Origin of the sequence: Bacillus multifaciens (genome assembly GCF_030756675.1) — a bacterium.
Lineage (GTDB): Bacteria > Bacillota > Bacilli > Bacillales > Bacillaceae_G > Bacillus_A > Bacillus_A multifaciens.
Genome location: NZ_JAVBXD010000018.1, coordinates 36,723 through 62,948 on the forward strand (window position 1 = coordinate 36,723; position 26,226 = coordinate 62,948).

At 38.5% G+C, this 26,226-nt stretch carries 24 protein-coding genes and 1 pseudogene; 10 read left to right on the plus strand and 15 right to left on the minus strand.

Going from position 1 to position 26,226, the window contains the following annotated elements; all coding sequences use genetic code 11:
• Positions 1-87: 87 nt before the first annotated feature.
• From Q9306_RS13110 to Q9306_RS13120, 3 genes are all read right to left on the minus strand, one after another.
• On the minus strand, positions 88-1,257 hold the full coding sequence (locus tag Q9306_RS13110) for a C40 family peptidase (protein ID WP_371932382.1): 1,170 nt from the start codon (positions 1,255-1,257) through the stop codon (positions 88-90).
• A 464-nt stretch (positions 1,258-1,721) separates the two neighbouring features.
• On the minus strand, positions 1,722-2,036 hold the full coding sequence (locus Q9306_RS13115) for a winged helix-turn-helix transcriptional regulator (RefSeq protein WP_020062835.1): 315 nt from the start codon (positions 2,034-2,036) through the stop codon (positions 1,722-1,724).
• Between the two features lie 115 nt (positions 2,037-2,151).
• Positions 2,152-2,994 carry a DegV family protein gene (locus Q9306_RS13120; RefSeq protein WP_306199078.1) on the minus strand — a complete coding sequence of 281 codons (843 nt, stop codon included), beginning with the start codon at positions 2,992-2,994 and terminating at the stop codon, positions 2,152-2,154.
• Positions 2,995-3,430: 436 nt separating this feature from the next.
• Here Q9306_RS13120 and Q9306_RS13125 point away from each other — a divergent pair, with 436 nt between their 5' ends.
• Positions 3,431-4,072: a YigZ family protein gene (locus Q9306_RS13125; protein WP_306199081.1), complete on the plus strand. Its 642-nt coding sequence runs from the start codon at positions 3,431-3,433 to the stop codon at positions 4,070-4,072.
• 23 nt (positions 4,073-4,095) lie between these two features.
• The gene (locus tag Q9306_RS13130) at positions 4,096-5,331 is read left to right on the plus strand and encodes an LCP family protein (RefSeq protein WP_306199083.1); all 1,236 of its coding nucleotides are present in this window, start codon (positions 4,096-4,098) and stop codon (positions 5,329-5,331) included.
• 49 nt (positions 5,332-5,380) lie between these two features.
• Here Q9306_RS13130 and wecB read toward each other — a convergent pair whose 3' ends face one another.
• From wecB to galE, 3 genes are all read right to left on the minus strand, one after another.
• Positions 5,381-6,496, minus strand: coding sequence for a non-hydrolyzing UDP-N-acetylglucosamine 2-epimerase (gene wecB / locus Q9306_RS13135; RefSeq protein ID WP_306199085.1), 1,116 nt, complete (start codon positions 6,494-6,496; stop codon positions 5,381-5,383).
• A 96-nt stretch (positions 6,497-6,592) separates the two neighbouring features.
• Complete coding sequence (locus Q9306_RS13140; RefSeq protein ID WP_306199088.1) at positions 6,593-7,918, minus strand: UDP-glucose dehydrogenase family protein; 1,326 nt, start codon at positions 7,916-7,918, stop codon at positions 6,593-6,595.
• An 86-nt stretch (positions 7,919-8,004) separates the two neighbouring features.
• Entirely contained in the window at positions 8,005-8,991 is a 987-nt protein-coding gene (galE, locus tag Q9306_RS13145; protein WP_306199090.1) for a UDP-glucose 4-epimerase GalE, read from the minus strand.
• 384 nt (positions 8,992-9,375) lie between these two features.
• Here galE and tagO point away from each other — a divergent pair, with 384 nt between their 5' ends.
• From tagO to Q9306_RS13165, 4 genes are all read left to right on the plus strand, one after another.
• The gene (gene tagO, locus Q9306_RS13150) at positions 9,376-10,446 is read left to right on the plus strand and encodes a UDP-N-acetylglucosamine--undecaprenyl-phosphate N-acetylglucosaminephosphotransferase TagO (protein WP_306199092.1); all 1,071 of its coding nucleotides are present in this window, start codon (positions 9,376-9,378) and stop codon (positions 10,444-10,446) included.
• A 153-nt stretch (positions 10,447-10,599) separates the two neighbouring features.
• Complete coding sequence (locus tag Q9306_RS13155; protein ID WP_306199094.1) at positions 10,600-11,364, plus strand: polysaccharide deacetylase family protein; 765 nt, start codon at positions 10,600-10,602, stop codon at positions 11,362-11,364.
• A gap of 624 nt (positions 11,365-11,988) precedes the next feature.
• Positions 11,989-13,179, plus strand: a complete 1,191-nt coding sequence (locus Q9306_RS13160) for a chromate transporter (RefSeq protein WP_306199095.1) — start codon at positions 11,989-11,991, stop codon at positions 13,177-13,179.
• Positions 13,180-13,347: 168 nt separating this feature from the next.
• Complete coding sequence (locus tag Q9306_RS13165; RefSeq protein ID WP_306199098.1) at positions 13,348-14,169, plus strand: hypothetical protein; 822 nt, start codon at positions 13,348-13,350, stop codon at positions 14,167-14,169.
• A 240-nt stretch (positions 14,170-14,409) separates the two neighbouring features.
• Here Q9306_RS13165 and chbG read toward each other — a convergent pair whose 3' ends face one another.
• The 8 genes and pseudogenes from chbG to Q9306_RS13205 form a co-directional block, all read right to left on the minus strand.
• Positions 14,410-15,114: a chitin disaccharide deacetylase gene (gene chbG, locus Q9306_RS13170; RefSeq protein ID WP_306199099.1), complete on the minus strand. Its 705-nt coding sequence runs from the start codon at positions 15,112-15,114 to the stop codon at positions 14,410-14,412.
• Positions 15,115-15,435: 321 nt separating this feature from the next.
• On the minus strand, positions 15,436-16,761 hold the full coding sequence (locus Q9306_RS13175) for a 6-phospho-beta-glucosidase (RefSeq protein ID WP_306199101.1): 1,326 nt from the start codon (positions 16,759-16,761) through the stop codon (positions 15,436-15,438).
• A 42-nt stretch (positions 16,762-16,803) separates the two neighbouring features.
• Positions 16,804-16,884: pseudogene (locus Q9306_RS13180) on the minus strand (PTS lactose/cellobiose transporter subunit IIA); the annotation flags it as partial.
• Between the two features lie 75 nt (positions 16,885-16,959).
• Complete coding sequence (locus Q9306_RS13185) at positions 16,960-17,364, minus strand: DUF3021 domain-containing protein (RefSeq protein ID WP_306199103.1); 405 nt, start codon at positions 17,362-17,364, stop codon at positions 16,960-16,962.
• A gap of 4 nt (positions 17,365-17,368) precedes the next feature.
• Entirely contained in the window at positions 17,369-17,815 is a 447-nt protein-coding gene (locus tag Q9306_RS13190; protein ID WP_306199105.1) for a LytTR family DNA-binding domain-containing protein, read from the minus strand.
• Positions 17,816-18,067: 252 nt separating this feature from the next.
• Positions 18,068-18,385 (minus strand): PTS lactose/cellobiose transporter subunit IIA, encoded by a 318-nt coding sequence (locus tag Q9306_RS13195; protein ID WP_306199107.1) that lies wholly within the window; start codon positions 18,383-18,385, stop codon positions 18,068-18,070.
• Between the two features lie 6 nt (positions 18,386-18,391).
• Entirely contained in the window at positions 18,392-19,696 is a 1,305-nt protein-coding gene (gene celB, locus Q9306_RS13200; RefSeq protein WP_306199109.1) for a PTS cellobiose transporter subunit IIC, read from the minus strand.
• A 14-nt stretch (positions 19,697-19,710) separates the two neighbouring features.
• Positions 19,711-20,013 (minus strand): PTS sugar transporter subunit IIB, encoded by a 303-nt coding sequence (locus Q9306_RS13205; protein ID WP_306199112.1) that lies wholly within the window; start codon positions 20,011-20,013, stop codon positions 19,711-19,713.
• Positions 20,014-20,306: 293 nt separating this feature from the next.
• Between Q9306_RS13205 and Q9306_RS13210 the strand changes: the two genes are divergently transcribed.
• On the plus strand, positions 20,307-21,458 hold the full coding sequence (locus tag Q9306_RS13210; protein WP_306199114.1) for an acyltransferase: 1,152 nt from the start codon (positions 20,307-20,309) through the stop codon (positions 21,456-21,458).
• Between the two features lie 75 nt (positions 21,459-21,533).
• Here Q9306_RS13210 and Q9306_RS13215 read toward each other — a convergent pair whose 3' ends face one another.
• A complete protein-coding gene (locus tag Q9306_RS13215) occupies positions 21,534-21,677 on the minus strand; it encodes a hypothetical protein (RefSeq protein WP_090998139.1) in 144 nt (47 codons plus the stop codon).
• A gap of 296 nt (positions 21,678-21,973) precedes the next feature.
• Here Q9306_RS13215 and Q9306_RS13220 point away from each other — a divergent pair, with 296 nt between their 5' ends.
• The 3 genes from Q9306_RS13220 (at position 21,974) to Q9306_RS13230 (ending at position 26,152) form a co-directional block, all read left to right on the plus strand.
• Positions 21,974-23,329, plus strand: coding sequence for a cytochrome ubiquinol oxidase subunit I (locus Q9306_RS13220; RefSeq protein WP_306199117.1), 1,356 nt, complete (start codon positions 21,974-21,976; stop codon positions 23,327-23,329).
• Positions 23,322-24,341, plus strand: a complete 1,020-nt coding sequence (locus Q9306_RS13225; protein ID WP_098918849.1) for a cytochrome d ubiquinol oxidase subunit II — start codon at positions 23,322-23,324, stop codon at positions 24,339-24,341. The genes Q9306_RS13220 and Q9306_RS13225 overlap by 8 nt, the downstream gene beginning before the upstream one ends.
• A 452-nt stretch (positions 24,342-24,793) precedes the next feature.
• Complete coding sequence (locus tag Q9306_RS13230; protein ID WP_306199120.1) at positions 24,794-26,152, plus strand: arsenic transporter; 1,359 nt, start codon at positions 24,794-24,796, stop codon at positions 26,150-26,152.
• Positions 26,153-26,226 lie beyond the last annotated feature (74 nt).

Here is a 26,226-nt window from a genome sequence, read left to right on the forward strand (position 1 = left end):
GTTTGTAAAAAATCAAAAAAGCCGATAACCTACTCTTAAAATAGTAAGCTATCGACTTTATACACGTATTTTATTTGATTATAAATCTTAGAATCTACCGTATCCTAAGAAATGTTTTTTGTTATAAGAGCTACTCAAATCAGAGTATCCAATTCCGCTATCACCAGCGTGAATCATTTGTCCGTTACCAGCATAAATACCGATATGAGATGGACCTGCTTTATACGTACCTTGGAAAAATACTAAATCACCTGGTTGTGGATCGCTAATGTGCGTCGTAGAATTCCAATATCCATTTACATCTTGACGACCTACGCCGTAAACGTAAGAAATGAAACCACTGCAGTCAAATCCACCGTTAGATGGGCTTGCGCTACCCCAAACATATGGCATACCAAGGTATTGTTCCGCTTTTCCAATTATACCACCCTTAGGAGCTGGAGTATCTTTGACTTCTTTTACTGGCTTAGGTTTCTCTTGTCCGCTACCATTATTTGCTGGCTGTTGTTGTGCTGGTTGTACTGGTTTCTCAGCTAAACTTTGTAAGTATAGAGCTTGCTTTTCTAAGTCTTTTAATTGACCTTCTGTGCTAGACATTCCATTTACAACCGTTTGCATTTTTGCACTTAACTCATCTACTGCTGCTTGCTTTTTCGCTTTTTCAACATCAAGTTCTTTTTTCGCAGTTTCAATTTTCGCTTGTGCATCTTTTAATTCTTTTTGTTTTTCTTTAATAAGTGCTACGTCTTTTTTCACTTTTTCTTGATCACTTTGTTGCGTTTTCATAATGTCTTCGTCAGACTCAAGAATTTGTGAAACAGAAGTTAAACGATCGATTAAATCTGCAAGACTTTTAGAGTTTACAACTACTTCTGTTACAACGTTCGTATTTGGCTTCTCTTGAAGAGCAACTAAACGTTTCTTTAACAGTTCTTCACGCTGTGCAATTTTTGTTTGTAAATCTGCAATCTCTTTATCTTTTTGTTCAATTGTTTTTTGCGCTTCTTCTACTTGCTTTACCGTCTCAGCAAGTTTCGCTTCGTTCTCTTGAACAGACTTATCTAATCCTTGAACTGTCTTCTTTAATTCATCCATTTGTTTTTGGATTTCATCACGTTCTTGTTGTTGTTTATGTAAAGTGTCTTTTTGTTGTTGAATTTGTGTATTTACATCTTCAGCAAATGCGTTTGGTGTTACTACTGAAAACATCATAAATCCTGCAGCTAATGCGCAAGATGCGATTTTAATTTTTTTCATTATGTTCTACACCGCTTTCTTTTTTCTTATTTTCCCGAATTTATCTAATAAATTTATACCATAATTACCAATGTTTTTTTGTAATGTTACGCTTTTGTAAAAGAAATGTAATATTATGCTTGTAGTTTTTTGACATTTCTGTTCTAATCTTGTTTTTTATTGTAGAGAAACAAGGAAATGAAACGATAATCCTTTTTCCTTTGTCGGACAATTTCAGTTATTTTACAAAAATGTAACATATTCAAACTCCCTTATTATTACATAGAATAATTTACCAGTCCACCCTTTCCCTTCATTATATATATAAAATTATTAGGATTTTACAATATACCATTCACTACTACGCACGACCTAATGCCCAATTTGTATTTATAAAAAAATAAAAAGTACAAGAGCACTCTCTTGCACTTTCTATAAAATCTAAAGTGGTTCAGCGAACTCATACTCCATACAATTTCACTTTATTAATGAACCCATTTCTCTGCCCATTTTTGCACTTCTTGCATGACACTCTCTAGCGCTTTCCCTTTATCTGTTAAACCATATTCAATACGTACTGGCACTTCTGGATAAACGGCACGCACAACGATTCCTTCACTCTCTAATTCCTTTAAACGCTCTGATAACATACGATCACTCATATTTGGAATAATATCAGCAATTTCGCGAAATCGTTTCGGTTCTTCTAATAATGATTTAATAATTAAACCTGTCCACTTTTTACTAAGAAGTGTAAAAGCAGATTCGAACTTTGGACATAAACACGGATTATGTTCCATATGTTTCACCTCTTCTTTATTATAAAATAGTTTCTTATAAAAAGTAAGTTGTATCACTTATTTTTTATATTTTTACCAAAAAAGCTCTCTACTTGAAAGAGAGCTTCATTTTTTATTATTTTGTATACCATCCTAATCCAAGCGAACCTTCACCTAAATGTGTACCAATTACCGGTCCGAAATAACCAATTCGGAATTCAACATGCGGGTATTGTTCTTTCAATTCTTGTGCCCATTCTTTTGCTTCTTCTTCGCGATTTGCATGAATAATAACCGCTTCCATTGGGACCCCTTTGCTTGCTTGTTCATCAAAGACTTCTACAATACGTTTTAACGCTTTTTTACGCGTACGGATTTTTTCAAATGGAATAATAATTTTATCACGGAAATATAATACCGGTTTCACTTGCAATAAACTTCCAATAAATGCTTGTGCACTATTTAAACGGCCGCCGCGCTGCAAATGGTGTAAATCATCAACAACGAAGTACGCATCTATCATTTTCTTCATTTCATCAAAACGAGCAAGAATCTCTTCCGGACTTTTTCCTTCACTCGCCATTTTTGCACCTTCACGTGCATAAAATCCTTGTACTTCACAGCTAATTTCTGAGTCGTATGTATATACGTCTACTCCTTCTACCATTTGACCAGCTGTCGTTGCCGTCTGATATGTACCACTAATGCCGCTAGAAAGATGTACACTAATCACCGCATCATACTCTTTCCCTAGCTCTTCAAATAATTTAACAAACTCCCCAATAGCTGGTTGCGATGTCTTCGGCAGTTCTTCTTGCTCCCTGACTTTCTCATAAAAATCTTCAGCTGTAATTTCCACTTCTTCTTGATAAGATTCATTTCCGAAAATAACATTCAAAGGAATCATATGTATATGTAATTCTTCACGTACATGTTTGGGTATATATGCCGTACTATCGGTTACAATAGCTATTTTCATTTTCGTACCTACCTTATAAACAGTTTTATTATTTATTGTACATGAAAATGAAAAAAGGTGCATTAACTGACGAAAACGAGAAAAAAATTATAAACACTATTTCAACAATTTACAACACAAAAATTCAAATTATAATAGAAAGAGCTAAATTTCTGCAAAAAAGATTTGAAACTCCAAACTAGCCCTTTTAGAATAAAAAGTACTGGTAATTTATCCCGCTTTAATCGACATTCAACTCGGGATTAGATAAAGTGAAACTTTAATCAGTGGGGGTTTTCTTCACCCCCCACTGATTATTAGTTGAACCAATCGGGCTTTTACGGGCAGTTTATCTCCCACCTAACTTCTTTGCTTTTGTCAAATTTTGAGGTGGGAGTATTACTGCCCGTTAATGCGGGATAAAAGTTGCAATTTACAAGGATAGGAGCGTGTATCATTGCTATTACAATATTTCACAGTAAAGGAATATGGCGAACACGAAATAGTTATTCAAAAATCTCGCTTTATTTGCTATGTAAACCGCGCAACAACGGAAGAAGAAGCACAAGAATTTATCCAAAAGATTAAAAAACAACATTGGAACGCAACCCACAATTGCTCTGCCTACTTAATTGGCGAACATGACCAAATTCAAAAAGCAAACGATGACGGAGAGCCGAGCGGTACGGCCGGTGTACCCATTCTAGAAGTATTAAAGAAGCGTCACTTAAAAGATACTGTCGTCGTTGTCACACGCTACTTCGGGGGCATTAAACTCGGAGCGGGTGGTTTAATTCGTGCATATGGAAAATGTACAAGTGAAGGTCTTAATCATATCGGCATCGTTGAACGAAAACTGATGCGCGTCATGAAAACGGAAATTGATTATACATTACTTGGAAAAGTTGAACATGAACTACGTAACTCTATATATGCTATTAAAGATATACATTACTTAGATCATGTTACATTCGATACGTATGTGCAGGAAGACAAAAAACAATCCTTTACAGAATGGATGATTGAAATCACAAATGGGAAATGTACAATTAACGAAGATGAGATGCTATATTTAGAACAAGATATAGCACAACAATAAATACTACTTAAAGGAGATTATTTATGGAAGATCGTTATCATCATCTCCAGAATAGAAAAGCGAAAAAGAAAAGAAGACGCAAAGGTTTCATATTCCTCATTTTTGCTCTCCTTATCGGAGGCGGAGGAGTTTATGCTTATAATTCCTATTCTTCTTTAATGGGAATTTATAGCGGCTTACAGCACGATAAATCGAAACTCCGTACAGAAGATGTAAAAATTACGAAAGAACCATTTAGCCTTTTAATTATGGGGATTGAAGATTATGCAACAGGCGGCGAAAACGGACGAACTGATTCCTTAATGTTTGCAACAATTAATCCAAATACACAAAAAGTATCTTTAATGAGCATTCCGCGTGATTCACGTGTAACAATTGCCGGGCGTGATAAAAAAGATAAGATAAACGCAGCTCATGCCTATGGCGGAGAAAAAATGACAAAAGACACAGTAGAAAACTTTTTAAAAGTACCTGTGGATCATTATATAAAACTAGACTTTAAAGGATTTAAAGGTATCGTCGATGCTGTCGGCGGCGTTACAGTCGATGTTCCGTTTGATTTTTGGGAACGATCTGATGTGAACTATTACAAAAAGATTGAGTTTAAAAAAGGACAACAGCATTTAAACGGAGAAGAAGCATTAGCTTATGTTCGGATGAGAAAGCAAGATCCGAATGGTGATTTTGGGCGCGCAACTCGTCAACGTCAAGTACTTGCAGCGGTCGTACATGAATTAAACTCACCTTCTACCGTATTTAAAATAAACGATCTTGCAAAAGCAATCGGGAAATATATCAAAACAGACATACCTGTATCCGATGGTCTTGCACTCTATAAGAAATTTTCTGGCTTTGACGCATCTAACATTCAAACTGTAAAACTGGAAGGCGAAGATACGAAAATCGATGGCATTTATTATTTCGTTCCAAACGAAGTAAGCGTTCAAGCAGTTCGCCAGACCTTTAATCAAAACTTAGAAAGGCAAGATCCTGCGTCAGGTACGCAAGAACAATCTGAAACAAAAGAACCGGCTAAACCAACTAACGGTCAAAATACAGAGCAAGAAAAACAAGAATCAGCTAAACCTGATCATAATTCGAATTCACAGCAGCAAATCGAAAAACAGGAAATAACAAAACCAAATCAGAATTCGAATACACAACATAAAACCGAAAAGCAAGAAACAACGAAACCAAATCACAATTCCAATACACAAAAGACATCTCAATCCGATCAATGGCAAATGTCTCCGCACTAAGAAAAAGCTGTCTCCTTTCTAGGAGACAGCTGTTTTCTTCTAATATGCATTATTTATTAAAATGTTCGACAATCGCTTTCACAATACGCTCTGACGCATAGCCATCACCGTATGGATTCGATGCTTTTGCCATTGCACTGTGTGCCTCTTTATCTGATAATAACTCATTTGCTAAGTTGAAAATTGTCTCTTCATCTGTACCAGCAAGCTTTAATGTACCTGCTTCAATACCTTCTGGACGTTCTGTTGTATCACGAAGAACAAGAACTGGCACACCAAGTGATGGCGCTTCTTCTTGCACACCGCCAGAATCCGTTAACATTAAGTATGAGCGGGCTGCAAAGTTATGGAAATCAATTACATCAAGCGGTTCGATTAAATGAATACGATTATGCTCACCTAAAATTTCTCCTGCAATTTCACGAACAACAGGATTCATATGTACTGGATATACAACTTGTACGTCTTCATGTGTTTCAACAAGACGTTTAATTGCACGGAACATATTACGCATCGGCTCACCTAAATTTTCACGACGATGTGCTGTCATAAGAACAAGGCGATTATCTCCAATCTTCTCTAACACCGGATGTGTATACGATTCTTTTACTGTCGTTTTTAACGCATCAATTGCTGTATTTCCTGTAATAAAAATGTTTGCCTCTTTTTTATTCTCTTGTTGTAAGTTTGTTGCAGACTTCGCTGTTGGTGCAAAATGAAGATCTGCCATTACACCAGTTAATTGACGGTTCATTTCTTCTGGATATGGAGAATATTTATCCCATGTACGAAGGCCAGCTTCCACATGACCAACTGGAATTTGATTATAAAAGGCAGCGAGACTTGCAATAAATGTCGTTGTTGTATCACCATGTACAAGAACGATATCTGGTTTCGCTTCTTTCATAACCTTATCTAAACCTTCTAAACCACGAGTTGTAATATCAATTAACGTTTGACGGTCTTTCATAATATTTAAATCATAATTTGGCTTAATACCAAAAATGTCTAACACTTGATCCAACATTTGACGATGTTGTGCTGTTACAGTCACAATAGACTCAATTTGCTGTGAATGTTTTTGCAATTCTAACACGAGAGGGGCCATTTTGATAGCTTCCGGACGCGTTCCAAAAATCGTCATTACTTTAATGCGTTCTGTCATATTCAATTCCTCTCTTCTTTCAGTTTCTCAATTCGTCATGTACCACAATACTTGTTATTATATATGAGAATCCAAAATGCCAAAAGGAAATATTTCCTAAAAGACATGTGAAACATTACGCTTTCGAATAACCCTTCTGCCAATGGAATAGTAATCAACCGTATATTTCTCCGCTTCTTCTAGCGCATAACAATTTCTTCCGTCAAATACAATTGCTTCATTCATAAGCTGTACATATTTCGCAATCGGATACGTTCGAATACTTTCCCACTCCGTTACAATAAATGCGGCGTCTGCATTTAGAATTGCTTCGCTTATATCCGTGCTATACTGTACGCGATTCATAAAGATACGCTTTGCATGTAAAATCGCCTTCGGATCATACACAATAACGTGAGCACCTCGTTCCAATAGCTGCTCAATAATGAAAAGAGATGGGGCTTCCCGTATATCATCTGTATTTGGTTTAAATGAAAGACCGAGAACAGCAACTCGTTTTCCTTGTAAATTCATGACTTTTTCAGCTTTTTCCACAAGTGAAGCTTGTTGCTTATTATTCACTTCAATGACCGCTTTTAGCAGCCTAAAATCATGAGCCACATTCCCTGCAATTTGCACAAGTGCATTTGTGTCTTTCGGAAAACAGGAACCGCCATATCCAATACCCGCTTGCAGAAAATGCGGACCAATTCGTTTATCAATCCCCATCCCAGCTGCCACTTCTGTTACATTAGCTTGTACTTTTTCACATATGTTTGAAATCTCATTGATAAAGCTAATTTTCGTTGCTAAAAAGGCATTCGATGCGTATTTAATCATCTCCGCACTACGTATATCCGTTGTAAACATTTCAATTGGCAACGTCTTATAAAGATCGGCAACCCGATTCGCAACCTCTGTTGTTTCTGCTCCAATTATAATGCGATCGCCATGAAAGAAATCGTGCACCCCGCAGCCTTCTCGTAAAAACTCCGGATTTGATACAAGTTGGACACTTATATCTGTTTGTAATGACCTCTCAATCCATTCTTTCATAGCATCATTTGTTCCAACCGGAACCGTACTTTTCGTTACGACGATTACATCTTGATTTGCATGCATCCCAATATCACAGCACACATTTATAATATGTGTTAAATTTGCAGATCCATCTAAGTAAGAAGGTGTACCAACCGCCACAAAAATATAATCAACTGCCTCGTAAGCTTCTTCTCTCTTTGAAGTAAACGATAGTTTCTGTTTCAAAACGGCATCTTCCAATAATTTTTGTAACCCTGGTTCATATATTGGCAGTTCATTTTCTTCTAGCAACCGTATTTTTTGTTCGTTAATATCAAAACAAGTCACAGAGTGCCCAAGCGTCGCGAGTCCAACCCCTGTCACTAACCCAACATATCCAGTACCTACCACCGTAATTTTCATGCATACACCTCCTTCTTATGGTTCGTTTCATTTTTTAAGCTTTCGCAAAAAAACAAGTCAGCTGCTTACCTGCAGCTGACTCGTTTTTACTTACTATACCCGTTCGGATGGGATGTATGCCATTCCCAAGCTGTTTGAATCATTTCTTCAAGCGAATATTTTGCCTTCCAACCTAATTCGTTATAAATCTTCTCTGATGAAGCGATAAGCTGTGCTGGGTCTCCAGCGCGGCGCTCTGTGTGAATCACATTTGCTTTCTTCTCAGTTACACGTTCACACGTTTCAATCACTTCTTTTACAGAAAAGCCTTTTCCATTTCCTAAATTGTATACTTCATTTGTTTTTTGCTCATTTCGTAAACTTTGCAGCGCTAAAATGTGCGCCTCCGCTAAGTCTGTTACATGAATGTAATCGCGAATACAAGTACCATCATGTGTATCATAATCTGTACCAAAGACAGCAATCGATTCACGTTTTCCTAACAAGTGCTGCAGTACAAGCGGAATTAAATGCGTCTCTGGCGTATGATCTTCTCCAATTGTTCCCGATACATGAGCTCCCGCTGCATTAAAGTAGCGAAGTACAACATATTTCATGCCATAAGCGGCATGAAAATCTTGTAAAATATGCTCAACCATTAATTTAGTGCGTCCGTATGTATTGATTGGATTTGTTACAGTCTTTTCTGTAATCATATCTGTCTCTGGAATTCCGTACGTTGCCGCTGTAGAAGAGAAGATAAATGATGTTACGCCATGCTCCATCATTTTCTCAAGCAGCGTAATCGTTGCCGACACGTTGTTTTTATAATATTTCAACGGATTGGAAACAGATTCACCAACAAGACTATTTGCCGCAAAATGCATAACAGCATCAATCGAATAGTTACTAAATACACGATCTAAATCCACCGCGTTACTTAAATCTCCTACTTCTAAAATCGCTCTTTCATCAACACTTTCACGATGACCAGTTGATAAGTTATCTAATACAATCACTTCAAATTTTTGGTCTAACAATTGTTTAACTGTATGACTTCCAATATATCCTGCTCCGCCAACAACTAAAATCATGGTTTCTCCCCCTATAAAAAATATATCATCTTAATACTATATCTATTATAAAGCAATTCCTACCTGTAAAATCAATCTTCTCCTAATCGCAACAAAAAACATTCATCTTTCCTCTACCGTGACCTTCATATAACATTTACCATCGCTCTTAAATAGGAAACATACATATTTTTCTGTAAAATATCCATATTAAGACTAATTTTCATCAATAATTCGCTTTTAAAATGTCATATATTTCAGTTATTACAAATTGAAGTCAGGCGAAAAAAAGATTGAATTCCATTCTTTTTATGATACCATATGTTATGAGCCAGAAACATATATTGACTTTTTAAGTAAAAGAGAGAGATTTCAATACGTTAAAATATAAAAGGTGGGGTATTAATGGACTCACGAATCATTTATGCAGTTTTGGCATCTTTCATTACCGTACTGATTGCTACCCCTTTCGTAATTAAGTTAGCATTTAAGATTGGGGCAACAGACAAGCCGAATGCTCGTAAAGTACATCAAAACATTATGCCTCGTCTTGGCGGACTGGCAATCTTTATCGGAGTTGTGATAGGGTGCTTTGTTAGCGGCTTGTATGAACAGCGTATCGTATCGATTAGTATAGGTGCTGTCATCATCATTATCATTGGAATATTAGATGATATGTATGAATTATCTGCAAAAGTAAAATTCGGCGGACAACTTGCAGTCGCATTGTTAATCGTGAAAAACTTACAAATACCAGTGCTTTACATTCCAATTTTAGGAGAAACTGAACTTGGATGGCTATCTTATCCGATTACAGTTTTTTGGATTGTCGGTATTACAAACGCTATTAATTTAATTGACGGCCTTGACGGATTATCAGCTGGCATTTCATCCATTGTTCTTGCAACGTTAGCTTACATGGCTGCTACCAGTGTTACTGGTGCCGGTAGTGCAATCATTTTACCGCTTGCACTCATCGTATTAGCAAGTACAATTGGATTTTTATTCTATAACTTCCATCCAGCGAAAATATTTATGGGAGATACAGGGGCACTGTTTTTAGGATATTGTATTGCGGTGCTATCACTACTTGGATTATACAAAAGCGTAACATTGTTTAGCTTTATCGTTCCAATCATTATTTTAGGGGTACCAATCTTTGATACAACATTTGCGATTATTCGCCGCGTTGTAAATAAGAAACCAATTTCAGCACCAGATAAATCGCATTTGCATCACCGCTTACTAGCAATAGGGTTCTCTCATCGAACAACGGTGCTAATTATTTATGCATTTGGTATTTTCTTTAGTGTGAATGCCATTATTTTTTCAAAAGCAACATTATGGCTCTCGATTGTTCTTCTATTCCTTCTTATTTTAATCACTGAAATTGTGGCAGAGATTATCGGCCTTGTCCATGATCGCTATAAACCAATTATTTCAGTCTATAAAAAGGTAAAAAGACGCGAAGAATAACAGTAGTATAACCAATAGAACATAAAAATATGCAAACAGGACGATCTCTTTAAAGAAATTCTCCTGTTTTTTTGTTTTCCAAAATATAGTTCGTTTGAGAATGCCCGCCTTGGAGCAAGATAACAGTACAATCTTCAGTTTAGGGTGAGCATCATGATCAAGCGAACACTTTTATTTATTTGTTTGTTTTCTACTATCATCTTATGTTTTCTATCACCTATGCAGGCTGCCGTTGTACCTTCACGTGAGAATCGCCCTATCTCTCATTCTGAAACACAACTGCCTCGTCAATATACAGCTGCTTCGCAAACAAAAGTGGCTTATTTAACATTCGATGATGGGCCAAACAAATACACATCACAAATTTTAAACATTTTAAAGCAGAAAAACGGAAAAGCAACCTTCTTTATTATCGGTGGTCGCGTCTCTCGTTATCCTCAAACAACAAAACGGGTAATTGAAGAAGGTCATTATTTAGGATTACATAGTATGTCCCATAATGCAAAATCCCTTTATAACGGCGATCCCTCTATTTTAGTTTCTGAAATGGAACAGGCCCGGGAAATTGTTCGGACCATCACTGGAATTGACACGCATCTCGTTCGCGTTCCTTACGGCAGCATGCCATATTTAAAGAAAAATTATCGAGATGCTCTCGTGGCATCTCACTATAAAATGTGGGATTGGACAATCGATACATACGATTGGAAAAGTCCTCATAATCCATCTGCCATATTAGAACGAGTAATGAATCAAAGTGATAAACCAGTCGAAGTCATTTTAATGCACGATTCAAACGTCACTGTACAAATCTTACCAAAAGTCATTGACTATCTTCATTCACAAGGATATACACTCCTTCCTTACAACCCTTCTTCTCATTTAGAAGTGAACTTTTGGAAGGACGCGAGATTGTAACAGCTTTAGCCTCTACTAAAGCTGTTCACTTCCTATAATTTAAGTTAAAAACCCTTTCTTTTTTATGGGTGGACGAGAGCATCTGGCTATGCATACCAGCGGTCAGAGCCTTTTTCTGCCACATGCCATGTGAAAACAAAGAGAGAAAGCGAGTGCGGACTCCCTTGCTTCTACATAGCAGTGACCTATATGTCTAAATTTATATTTTTTGATATAAATACAAAATAAAAACCACTTTAACCAAATGAACAGCACTTGAAATTGGTTGAAGTGGTTTTTATCATGAATTTCTTTGTTAAAAAAGAAAAAGAACAAAAGAAGCCTCAACCAAGAGGTTTCTTTTGTTCTTTCTCAATGACAAGTGATTTTACAGAACTATTATCCGTTGGCTCAAAGATAGTTAGGAGGCTATCTTCTTACATTTTTACTGTAACATAAAAAGTTACTTCTCACATATGCAATTTTACATATTCATAACATTCTTATTATTTTCTTATTTACATAGATTCGATATGATGTATAAAACTGACCCTTTTTATAATGGGTAAGAACGTCTGGCCATACATAAAAGCGGCCGCTAGATTTACCAAAAACTTTCTCAAGAAAAAGGTGACTCCTATCACTATGAGTTCTAAACAAAGTATCGTAAAACACTTGCAAATATTAATAGAAATCTTTCTCGTTTCCACGAAGCTTGGGCTCACTTCCTTCGGAGGACCTGTTGCACATCTTGGCTATTTTCATAACGAATACGTCCAGAAACGAAAATGGATGGATGAAAGAAGCTACGCTGATTTTGTAGCACTTTGTCAATTCCTTCCTGGCCCCGCTAGTAGTCAAGTTGGGATCGGAATTGGATTATCACGAGGCGGTATACTTGGAGCCATTGTTTCTTGGCTTGGATTTACACTCCCGTCCGTTCTTGTGCTCGTCCTGTTTGCTTCATTACTGCAGCAGATCGATATCGCACACGCGGGATGGATTCACGGCTTAAAACTAGTTGCCATTGCAATTGTTGCTCATGCATTATGGGGAATGGCGCAAAAACTAACACCAGACCGGGACCGCGTAACGATCGCAGTCATCGCCGCGGCTACTGTTCTATTATTCCAAACAGCTTGGATACAAATTATTGTGATTCTATTTGCGGGCATCATTGGATGGCTCTTATACAGGGAACATACGATAACTGCTGAAACAGAGATATCTATTCCCATCTCACGCAAAGTCGCAGCACTATGTCTATCTTTATTCTTTCTCTTATTCATACTATTGCCGATACTACGCCCTTTCTCGCACTGGATTGCTATGTTTGATAGTTTCTATCGCTCAGGCTCTCTCGTCTTTGGCGGCGGTCATGTCGTTCTTCCACTCCTAGAAAATGAATTTGTGTCAAACGGCTATATAACGAAAGAACAATTTCTCGCTGGCTACGGAATGACGCAAGCCGTCCCTGGACCCTTATTCACATTTGCCGCTTATATTGGGGCAATTATGGGCGGAACGGCCGGGGCAACAATTGCGACAATTGCCATTTTCCTTCCCGCCTTCTTACTCGTTATCGGCGTATTGCCTTTTTGGGATGCACTGCGCCGCAAACCGTACGTACAAGGGGCTATGTTCGGTATAAATGCAGCGGTTGTCGGCATTTTACTCGCCGCTTTCTATCATCCCATTTGGACAAGCTCAGTGATGCAGTCCACTGACTTCGTTGTTGCATTACTCTTATTTACAATGCTTGCCTTTTGGAAAATGCCGCCGTGGGTCATTGTAATAATTGGTGCGATCAGCGGGATGATTTTGTCGGTACTATGAAACGAGGCTGATGGAAAAAGCACATAGATGTTGCTTCCGTCAGTCTCGTTTTTACATGTCGACAGGATATATCGGCGCTATTCTCCATATATCGGCGGAAGTATCACTTTTATCGGCGGTTCGACACGATTTAAAGACCCTTCGACGATGTTCGACATGAGGATAGACATGTGCCGGAGCCGGATTGTATCGAAAAGTATAAAAAGCAGACTTTTGAACCCGCCTCTTTTAATTTTCTCAATATTCAATTTATTAATCTTACAAATTATGTTACGATTTACAGAACAAACAAATTTAAAAACAGGAGTTGCATTGCGTATGCCTAAAAATCAGCTCTGGTTCTCTCGAACGATAATTGTTGTTCTGTTTATAATCATTTCATGGGGACTATCTACGTTTTCTTTGTTTACACAGCAGGAATTTAGAAAATTCATAGGATGGGGACATTATTATAACTATGAAGCGGATTGGAAAAAACAAATGCCAGCACCACATGGTGATCCAACAGAAATTACAGACGAAGATGAGAAACACGAAGGCCCACCTATTCAAATACCTCCAATACCATGGAAAGATAAGATATTAGGTGCGATCAATGAAACCATTCAAAATAACAAAAAATTATGGCTAACTATCCTAATTATCACAGCAACTATCATTCTTGCTTTCCTGTATTTCAAAAAGAAAAAATCAATCCGACCCGCCTCTATTGTACGCCCTACACAGCAAACTCGCACAGAAACTACTACGATAACAGATGAACATAACAATGACATCCATTTGATTCACAATGAAATCCGACAAGAACTTATACAATGGGAAAAAAATCTACCTAAACATAACAGAAGAAAACCATATGAGACCGTGCAGCGGTGGCTACTAAGGCTTAATAAGCCAACAAACATTATACCGATCTATGAAAAAGTCCGTTACGGAGAAAAAGAATATTCAGCTAGCGAGTTAGAATTAGTAAGACGCTGGGTGAAATAACATTATATAATTACAAACCATAGAAACCCTTTTCTTTTTACATGGGCGAGAGGAACTGGCCATGCATAGACGCGGTCAGGACCTTTTTCTGCCACGTGTGATGTTTCAAACAAAGAGAGCAAGTGAGTGCAGGTCCTGTTTTGTTTTACATAGCAGCGACTTATGCGCTGAAGAATCAAAATGAATTTACATAGAACCTAAACTGCACTTCGCAGGTTTAGGTTCCCATTTGTACTCCCCCTAAAACTTCACAAGTTCGATCCCGCTCGGAAGCTTACTTTCTGTTAAAATACGTAACTCTTCAACACGCTTCATGACATAAGACGAACATTTCAACAGCTCTGCATCTATATAAGCTGGATGTACCATAATTTCAACAGTTGTTCCGTCCTGCACACGCTCATTTAGTTTTGTAAAGTAATTATCCGTTACACCATCTCCGTAAAAATCATGTAAAAACACATCAGAAAACGGGCGTACTGCACGCTCTTGTTCACAGCGGCGCACCGGAAGATGATATTTCTCTGCCAATCGCTCTAATACATCGTGCAAAATTGGCAGTGCATGAACATGATGATGACTATCAATGTGCGTCGGTGTGAAACCATATGACAAAAACTTTTCAATTTGCGCAGTCCACTCCCGCTCGGCATCATCTAGATCTATATTCCCTTCTCGTACCGTACTTTGCGAATGAAACGAACCATCTTCTTTTACAAGAGAAGGTACATCAGAAAGAAGCGGTTTTCCCGCGGTTAATACAAGATGTACGCCCACTCCGAGCGTCTTATATTCCTTCGCTAATTGCACTGCATGTTCTACCTCTGGCATATTCATCATCATCGTCGCGGAGTTAACAAGGCCATTCACGTGCGCATCAATAATGCCGTAATTCACACCTCGTGTTAATCCGAAGTCATCTGCGTTTACAATTAACCGGATCATTACATTCTCTCCTGTGTACATTCATTTTGATGTTTCAACAGAAAAATCCCAATACCCTCTACTTCATCGTACAGGGCAAAACAAGCCCTGACCGCTTATACACAGCCAGTTCCCCTCGCCCCTCTAGAAAGTAGGGGTTTTTAGAGGCTTTTCAGCAAACAAGTCGCAGGCATACTAAACACATAGTGACCCGCACTCATTCCCTACCTTTTGTTTTCACATGGCACGGGGCAAAAAAGGGATCCGACCGCTACTATGCATAGTCAGTTCCTCTCGCCTCCCCTAAAAAAAGGGTTTCAGCAGGCCTCTATAGCACTGCTTTTAGTTCTCCACTTTCTTGAAAAACTGCGGAAGATATTTTTTATGAGCCTCTAGCATTTCATCTAATATTTGTTTTGCTACTTTATCAGATGGTACAAGTGGATTAATAGTCATCGCAAGCAGCGCTTTATGATAATCACCTGTTATAGCAGCTTCAATTGTTACACGTTCAAACGATTTAATTTGTTGTACTAAACCGCGAACTGGTACTGGTAAGTCACCAACCGCAATTGGTTTTGGGCCATCCTTTGTAATTATACAGTTTATTTCAACAGCAGAATCGGCTGGCAGACTTGCGATTGCACCATTATTTCTTGTATTTACAGGTTGAATATCACCTTTATTGTTATAAATAGACGTAATTAAGCTACAAGCCGCATCACTATAATATGCCCCGCCGCGTTTTTCTAGTTGCGGTGGTTTACGATCTAAATTGGGATCTTTATATAGTTCAAACAGATCATTCTCTAGCTTTTTCACTACTTCTGCACGTGTACCATTTTCTAGTGCCGCCTTCTTTTCTTCTTCTAACATTTCGCGTGTTTTATAGTAGTAACGGTGATACGGACATGGAATGGCCCGAAGCGCACGAATGAAATCAGGCTCCCAATCAAGCATCGCAATATTTTGCATTGTCATTTGTTTCTCTGGATCTGTCATGAATTCCAGCACACAGTCCATGATGCTCACGCCATCTACATACACATCCAGCCCATACACCATATGATTTAAGCCTGCAAAATCAACGTGTACACGGCTTGAATCTACAGCGAGAATCTTCGCTAATTCCATACGAATTCCAATCGGAACGTTGCATAATCCAACAACTTTTTGAATGTTTGTATAGCGAAGAACAGCTTCTGTTACCATACCTGCTGGATTTGTAAAATTGATTAACCATGCGTTTGGACAAAGCTCCTCTATGTCTTTACAAATAGCTAAAATAACCGGAATTGTTCGTAAAGCTTTAAATAAACCGCCAGGACCATTTGTCTCCTGACCGATTACATCATATTTTAACGGAATGGCTTCATCTTTACCGCGAGCTTCTAACAATCCAACGCGAAACTGCGTTGTCACAAAGTCCGCATCCTTTAATCCTTCGCGGCGATCTAGCGTCAGATGAATATCAATTGGTACTCCTGCTTTTTTCACCATACGCTTTGCTAAATGACCAACAATCTCTAACTTTTCCTTCCCTTCTTCCACATCAATTAACCAAATTTCCCGAACAGGAAGTTCATGATAGCGCTTAATAAAACCTTCAATTAACTCTGGCGTATAACTAGAGCCACCGCCAATGGTTGCAATTTTTATTCCACCCATGCGACATGTTCTCCTCTCGCATTGATTTCTTATTCAGTGTCGTACTGCCATTTCTGCTTTTTCTCCTCTTGCTTCTGATTGTATGAGCTTATTTTGGAAATGATGCGCTTCATTCATCATTTCCCAGACTTATTTAGTTAAAGTAATAAAAAAATACGCCAAGTTCATTTCACACTCGGCGTACTTTTCTTCTCTGTCCTATTTCAGCTGATGATTTAAACTCTCAATCTTTTTCTTCCAATATATCGTCATCACAAACCATATTATGAAGTAAACGATAATAAAGATCCCTACACAAATGAGAATGGAACTTACATGATTCGGAATCCAGCCCATCCATATTGCAGCCGGAAGAAATGTTCCTAGTAATATAATGAAATGAATGATTGTTTGCTTTAACAGGCTCCATTCTTCCCTCTCAAAAACAAAAGAAGCAACGGAGAAGATTATCCCAACTATATTTGCTACAACGAGGTAGATTAACAACGTCTTTGTCTCTATCGTCTCCATTCCATTTGCATAACCGATTCCCAAAAATAACAAACTATAAAACATCGCCATCCCCATACCAGCTGCTAGCTTTGCACCTATTCTATCCATCATCATACTAACCTCCTATATTCAAAACTTCTTTAATAAGCGGTACATATTTTCGCGAAACGTACTCTTTCATTCCATTTGAAAAATGGGCACACATGCTGCCACTAAACGACATTTCAAAACTTTTTACATGCTTTATATTTGCAATTGTCGATTTTGAGAACCTAACAAATCCCTCTCGCTGTAAGGAAGTCTCTAATTCATACAACCGGTGTTTTACTTCCAGATTTCCTTTTGACGTTTGAGCAAATACCTTCCTACCTTCCGAATAGAACCAATATATTTCCTTGAACTCCAATAAATAAAACTGTTGATCTGCTATCCCAACAATTTGCTTGATTGTCCCCCCTTCTAATATTTTCAAAATGTGCTGAACATCTTCAGTCATCTCTTTCGTCCTTATCACGATTTCTAGTTCTTCATGTGCTGGGTCTAAATCAATATGAACCTTCATATCAGCCCCCCTTTACTACTTCATTTTTACATAAATGTGGAAAAAATAAATGAATATGTACATAAGTGGTCCTGTTATTTGTTTAACTTGCCATTTTCAGCGCATACAGTGAAACTTCCATCAGTGGGGGCCGCCCCCCCACTGATGGTTAGTTGAACCAATCGGGCTTTTACGGGCAGTTTTCTTCCCGGCTCTTCTTCAGCCTTTACTGCCCGTTAATGCGGGATAAAAAAGACCTTGCACACGCAAGGCCTATTTTCCATCTAACATCTTCCTATATAAATCAACAAACTCACTCGCTAATTCCTTCATTGTTATAGCATTCATAAGGTGATCCTGTGCGTGGACGAACAGTAACGTAAGCTCGACCCGTTCGCCGCCTGCCTCTTGTTGGATCAACGCTGTTTGTAAGCGATGAGCTTCCTTTAACTCGCTGTCTGCCTCTTGCAATTTTCCGTCCGCTTCGGAAAACTTTCCTTGTTTCGCAAATTGGATTGCCTCCATTGCTGAGCTCCTCGCATTTCCCCCGTGTAAAATTAAATGAAAAGCCGTTGTCTCTATCGTATCCATTTTCCTCTATTGCTCCCCCTTTTCTTCTGCCTGCTTTTGCTTATCCCACATTTTTAGGAATGGGAAATAGATGAAAAAAGCTAAGAAGAAGTTTACTAGCTGCATCACAACACCTGAAATCTTACCGCCCGTTGCTAAATAGCCGCTAAACAGAATCGGTGTTGTCCACGGCACAGCTGCACCGCTTGGCCGCGCCACAAAACCCCATTCCATCGCAAAGTATGTCACAATCGTTAGGACAAGAGGAACAAGAATAAATGGAATAAGAAGCAAAGGATTTAACACAATTGGCATTCCAAATGTCACCATTTCATTAATATTAAAAATACCTGGCCCAATGGATAACCTGCCTAAACTTTTCAATTGCTGACTTCGCGCAAATAATAACATCGCTACGACAAGTGCGAGCGTTGCACCAGAACCGCCCAAATAAATCCATAAATCAAAGAATTGCTGCGTAATTGTATTTGGTACATCTTGCCCAGCTTGAAAGGCGACGCGGTTTTGATCCATTAATGAGAGCCAAATTGGCCCCATCACGCCACCAACAATTGCCGCTCCGTGAATCCCGCATGCCCACAATACTTGAATAAGAATAATTGCAACCACAGCTCCAAATAAACTAGCACCAAGTGCACTAAGCGGTGCTTGTAGCAATTGCCCTATAATATTATGAATACTGCCAAATGAGGTATGTTCCAAAATGAGCCGTATAATCCACACGATGGTAATGACAACAAAGCCAGGGATAAGTGCAACAAACGAACGCGACACTGCCGGCGGTACTGTTTCTGGCATTTTAATCACAATATTTCTCTTAATAATAACGCGGTATACTTCTGTAGATATAAGTGCTAAAATCATCGCCACAAATAAACCTTGGCTGCCAGTAAGTGCAGCTGGGATCACGCCTTCTACTAAAATACTTTCCTTCGTCGCTTCTACAATATGAGAAACTTGAAATGGTGTTGCTAATAAGAAGGATACGAGCGACAACGCTCCTGATGATAATGCATCTACTCTATAATGCTCCGCCAGTCTGTAAGCGATTCCAAAAGAAGCGATTAAAGACATAATATTAAACGTAGCACTTACCGGATACCCTAATGCTTTTTGCCAGCCACCCCCAAATAAGTTGGCCATGAAATCATTATATCCAGGTATCGGCAACGCACTAATAATTAAGAAAAATGATCCGATAATTAAGAAAGGCATCGTTAAAATAATTCCGTCTCGGATCGCTTGTAAGTGACGCTGCTCCGCAATTCTTCCTGCTACAGGCATAACGTATCTCTCTAAAAACCTCGTCATCCTCTCCACTCTCCTTATGCCTTCATTGACAACGCTGCTTGTAACACCGCTTCCCCATTACAAAGTCCGTAATGTACAGGTTGAATGACATTCACAGGTATTCCTTTTTCTTTACAGAGCTCTTGCATTTTCGGTAATAGATAACGTACTTGCGGGCCAAGTAATAATACATCCGCTTCATCAATATGACCCTGCACATCCGCACCAGGTACGGCCCAAATTCTAACTTCTATCCCTTGCGCCTCTGCTGCTTTTTCCATCTTTGTAACAAGCAAACTCGTAGACATGCCTGCCGCGCAGCAAAGTAAAATGTTCATATGATCCCCCCCTTTCCCATTAGCTCTTTACAGCTCCCCATAAGGTTAAGCTAACCTATATATATGTCTAGGGAAATTCTTATATGACGAGCATATAAAGTGAAACTTCCATCAGTGGGGGATTTTACTGCCCACGAATAGCGGGATAAACAAAAATTCCCTACGCTAAATTTACTTTCTCTCTTTGCATTTCACACACTGACACAAAATTGTTACAAGTTTCACAAAGTGTCTATATCACTATCCTCGTTCCTATACTATGATAATCGTGTAAAGAATAGGAGATGATGACAATGACACATAATGCGCCCGAGTTTAAAATCTTGCAAAGCATCGCCTTTCTAGCAGTTGTTCTGCAAAGCTCATTACTATATACAATGAACCTTGGAAACTTATCACTTGAGCAGTCTATTGTTATCGGCATGCTATTTAATCTAGCAAAGTTCTCGGCTCCAGCATTTATTTTCATTGTCGGCTTTCATCTAATTAGTCAATATACAAAACAGATGCTCTATACACAGTACATTTATGAAAAAACAACAAGTTTATTAGCACCATATTTCTTTTGGTCCATTATTTACTTATTGATGGCGAAGCAAATACCATCCCTATGGGGTGTGATTCATAGCCTTCTGCTCGGAACAGCAGCACCGCACCTTTGGTATGTTGTGATGATGTTTCAAATTCATTTATTGTTCCCGCTCCTTTGTTTCGTCTTTCACTGGTTTCATAGACGTATTCATAACAAGCAGGATGTATATCGGTATACATTTACATTTGCTCTCATTTATTTTCTATTAATGTGGTTCTCATCTCACTACATTTTCAACGGAGAGCCATTAACAAAATTTACGACTTTACATTATACAGATCGCTCTTTCTTATTCTATTCTTTCTATTTTGTTATGGGAGGAATTGCAGCGGTTGCCCTGCAGGCTTGGCGTACCTTTGTATTTAAACATTTGCCACTTGTTACATGTTTATTTTTCGCTTTATTTCTATTCATTAATTATGAACTCTTTAGTTTTCACGGTGTAAATACAATTCGCCTTACTGTTACAACATATTTAAAACCATCGATGTTTATATACATCGTTTGTGAAATTGTCATTTTATATGCGTTATCTATAACAATTGCACAGCATCGCACCTTCATACATAAAGGGCTTCGCTATATTGGGAACTTTACGTACGGAGCGTATTTGGCACACTTTTTCTTTTTACAAATGAGTGTGAAACTATTATCTTTCTTTGCCTTACCAACAAACTCAATTGTATATAGCATATGCTTATTTAGCTGCACAGCCATTTTATCTTTAGGAACAATTATTGCGTTTAGCTATATGCCGTTTCATAAATGGATTACAGGCCCGACTCCTTCTCTCTCACTTTCTTTATCATTAAGTAACGCTCCCATCAAGAAAGGCTTACTATTTCGCAAATAACGACATACAAAAGAGGTAACCTTTTTCAGATTACCTCTTTTTCTTTATTGCTATAATAATGAAGTTATCCCTTCACTACACGCTTTCTTTTGCTGGCCGATATAATGTTTGTACGAGACGATCATATTCACGCCTAGTAATTTCTTTATTATATAGCTTTAACAATAAATCTTTATGCTCTTTCGAAAATGCCATTTTTTTAATGACTTCTGGATACATGAAAACTTCTCCCTCCGTTTCATGAATACAACTAAATCCAGTGAACATTAGTATTTCTGCCTTATAGTTTATAAAAACCAAAACAGAACTCACGTTCGTATAAAGCATTATAAAACATTTTTCTTCAAAGCACAATTCTAAAATGCAAATTCTTCTTTTTATTTATTTTCCGAAGATTTCAACATTATAATATCATAATCTCTCCTCAAGTACATACATATTTTTTGTCACTTTTTTGAATAAATTTTCCATAATGGTAAGAAAATAATGGCAAAAAAGAGAAGAGGAGTAGACCTATGGATACTGTTACACTATCGCGCGCTTTCTTTGGATCATCGTTAGCCTTCCATATTATTTTTGCAACGCTAGGAATCGGACTTTCTTTAATGATTTTTATAAGCGAAGTGTTATATCACTGGAAAAAGGATCCCGATTACTCTGTGATGGCCAAAAGATGGACGAAAGCATTTGCGATTCTTCTTGGTGTCGCCATTCCCACAGGAACAATTGTAGGCGTTCAAATTTCCTTGCTTTGGCCTGGCTTTGCGAAGATTGTCGGACAAGTCATTTCCGTCCCGTTTCAAATTGAAATTTTCGCCTTCTTCCTAGAAGCATTATTCATGTCCATTTATGTGTATGCTGCAGATAAATTGCCACCATTCATGCGATTAGTATCGCTCTTTTTTGTGATGTTCGGCGCAACTGCTTCTGCTGTACTTATTACATCAGCAAATACATGGATGAATACACCAGCCGGATTTTCAATGGCTGCAGACGGCTCAATCTACAATGTCGATCCTTGGAAAGCATTTTTTAATCCAAGCTTTGTCACAAGCTCCATTCATGTCGTCATTACAGCTTATGCAACAGGAGCTGCTGTCATCGCTTCAATCGCCGGTTTTAAATTACTAAAACGAAATAAGAGCGCACAGGAGATTACCTATCATAAAAAAGGACTATATTTAGGTCTAATCGTCACGTTTATTGCAGGCGCAATTATGTGGCTTTCTGGACATGAATCTGCGATTGCCTTGCATGAGCACTCGCCAGAGAAATTAGCAGCAGCAGAAGCATTATATCAGACGCAATCACATGCACCGCTAGCTGTTGGCGGCGTACTTGATCCAGAAACAAACAAATTGAAATACGCCATTGAATTTCCAAATCTACTAAGCATGTTAGTTGGTTTTTCTCCAAGTACAGTTGTAAAAGGATTAAATGAATTTCCACAAGAAACGTGGCCGCCTTTTTACACTCATCTATTCTTTGATTTAATGGTCGGAGCAGCTACATATACATTTGCCGTCGCTGCAATTGCACTTGGATATTGGTACTTCATTTACCGAAAAAAAGGAGGACAATTGCCGAAATGGATGCTGTGGGCTACTGCGGCGTGCGGTCCAATTATGCTTCTTGGCATTGAATTTGGTTGGATTTTCAGCTGTAGCGGTCGGCAGCCTTGGACAATTTATGGATTTCAGCGGACGACAGATGCTGCCACGCGCGCTGATTTTGTCGGACCATTATTCGTCGTATTTGTCGTCCTTTACATTGCACTTGGTGCTTTAACTATCTTCGTATTACGAACATTCTTTCAGCGCCATCCACTAAAGAACGACTTACAACCGAACAGGGGGGATTCACATGCATGAAGCAAGTATCGCTATTATCATTCTCTGGGCCGTCGTTTTTGTATACAGTATTTTAGGCTCAATTGATTTCGGAGCCGGCTTTTGGGGGATGGTGTACGCAAAGCATCCAACACTTGCTGGAAAACTGGCGAATCGCTACTTATCCCCAACGTGGGAAGTTACGAATACATTTCTAGTCTTTGTCGTTGTGGCGTTTCTCGGCTTCTTTCCAAAGGCTGCATTTACACTTGCAACTGCAATGTTTGTACCTGTTACCTTAATTCTCATTCTCGTTGCCATTCGCAGTACCTTTATGGTGTTTGCTTACTCTGTGCCAAAGTACGAACGTATACTGCGCACAATTTCAGGCATTACAGGTCTTTTAATTCCAGCTCTCTTAATTACAGTTCTTCCTGTAACAGAAGGAGCTTTCATTACCACTGCTAACGGGAAAGAAACGTTACTATATGGAAAGTTATTATCAAGCCCAGTCGTATATTGGTACATGCTCTTTGGCCTAACATCTGAACTCTTTTTATCTGCCCTCTTTCTCGCTGACTTTGCTAGTGAACAAGGCTCTAAAGATACATACCGTCTCTATCGGCGAAATGCCATCTTACTCGGACCTGCAACACTTGTCACCGCCATCATCGCACTTGTCGTCATGGAACCAGAAACACATTGGCTCATGGAGGGTTTAATTAAACAGTTTCTATGGTTTACAATCTCAATTATCTTTTTTATCATTGGCTATTCCTCGCTTTGGTGGACAAACAAAAGACAAGGAATACTTGGCTGGCCGCGCATTGCTGTTCTTTCTGTCGTCGCCCAATATGGATTTGCAAGCTATGCTTACGGCGTTGCCCACCTTCCGTATATTATCTACCCAGAGGTGACCGTGTTTACAAGCTTTACAACGACAGAAACATTTTATGCGCTGCTCGTCCTCTATGCTATTGGTATCGCGATTTTATTACCGGGATTCATCTTCTTCTGGAATTTATTCTTGAAGGATCGATCATTTTTGAAGTGAAGCGAAACACAAGGACATTCCGATAACATTCAACATAAAATAGTAAAGACACCGGCTCGCAAAACAAAGCAGAACCTCCACTCGCTCCCGCCCACCTAAAAAAGAGTGTTCTGCCCTTTATGTAGTAACAATTTCTTAGTCAAACATCATCTACCTCAAAATAAAGAGTAGATTTCACTCCGCATTTACCTAGCAAAAAAATATTAGGTAAATGCACGCATTCACTTTTCTCTTATAAATACCTAATAGGCACATACTGGCTATGTGCCTATTTTCATCCCAAAATCCCCATATACTATGTCTCTTCCTTAAAGTATCAAACGTACATATTTTCATAGTTAGTGAAATGCCTCATACCTTCTTTAAGCAATTTGAATATGATTAAATAGAAAGTCTTGGACAAGTCGAAATAATCTTGTTCAAACTACAGAACTAAGAAGGGTAGGCTAGCTATGGGTATTGAAATTTGGATTACGGTTATTGTTTTTCTTCTTACCATGACCATCATCTTTTGGCGGCCAGGCGGATTAAACGAAGCATGGCCAGCTGCAATCGGAGCAGGCATTATCATTATTACTGGACTCGTATCACGCAGTGACATTACCGATATTATTAGTAAAATTGGCGGCGCCTCTATTACCATCATCGCCACAATCGTTATGGCTGTTATATTAGAAAGTTTCGGTTTCTTCCACTGGGCAGCAGCCAGACTCGCAAACTTAGCAAAAGGATCAGGGCATCGCTTATATTGGTACATCCAATTACTCTGTTTTCTTATGACGTTATTGTTTAATAACGATGGTAGCATTTTAATTACAACACCAATTTTAATTTTACTTCTAAAAAACCTTCAATTAAAACCGCATCAACAAATTCCATATTTATTAAGCGGCGCATTGATTGCAACGGCTTCTAGCGCTCCAATTGGCGTTAGTAATATTGTAAATCTAATCGCACTAAATATCGTTCACATGACACTCTATATGCACACAGCAATGATGTTTGTGCCTGCAACGCTAGGACTTATCTTTATGTCATGGCTCATGTATATAGTTGTGAAAAAGAAATTACCGAAACAACTACCAAAATCCGCTTACGACATTGAAGAGGTCTTTTTCACAAAGCATTTCCATCCATTAAAAGGAAAAGATTCGGTTGATACAAAAAGTAAACGCACGAAATTTATGTTAAAAGTGTTGCTGTTTGTCTTCCTTATGCGTTGCCTTCTTTTCGTTGCCTCCTTCCTTTCCATTCCGATTGAGATTGTCGCTGTAATCGGCTCTCTCGTTCTACTCATCTGGAGATGGTATTATTTACGAACAAATCCAGTCGATATATTAAAAAAGACACCGTGGCACATTCTCATTTTCGCTTTTTCCATGTACGTTATTATTTACGGTCTTCATAACGCTGGATTAACAGCTTGGCTTGTACAAATGTGCGAACCAGTTGTCAATCAAAGTTTATTATATGCCAGCTTTATCATGGGGGGACTCGTTTCACTTCTATCAAACATCTTTAACAACCATCCTGCCTTAATGATTGGAACGATCACCTTAACAGAAATGGGATTAGATCCTATTACCCTCAAAACCATCTATCTTGCCAACATTATTGGTAGCGATATGGGATCATTGTTATTACCAATCGGTACACTCGCTTCTCTTATTTGGATGTATATCTTAAAGCAAAATAAAATCAAAGTAAAATGGAAAGATTACTTGAGCGTCTCCTTAATTGTCATTCCAATCTCCACAATCGTAACACTCTTCCTCTTATTCTATTGGGTACAGCTCGTCTTCGCGCGTTAACTTATCAAACGAAACAAAATCCCCCTGCTCTCGCTCAGCAGGGGGATGATTAGTTATATTAGGTTGAAAAGTGT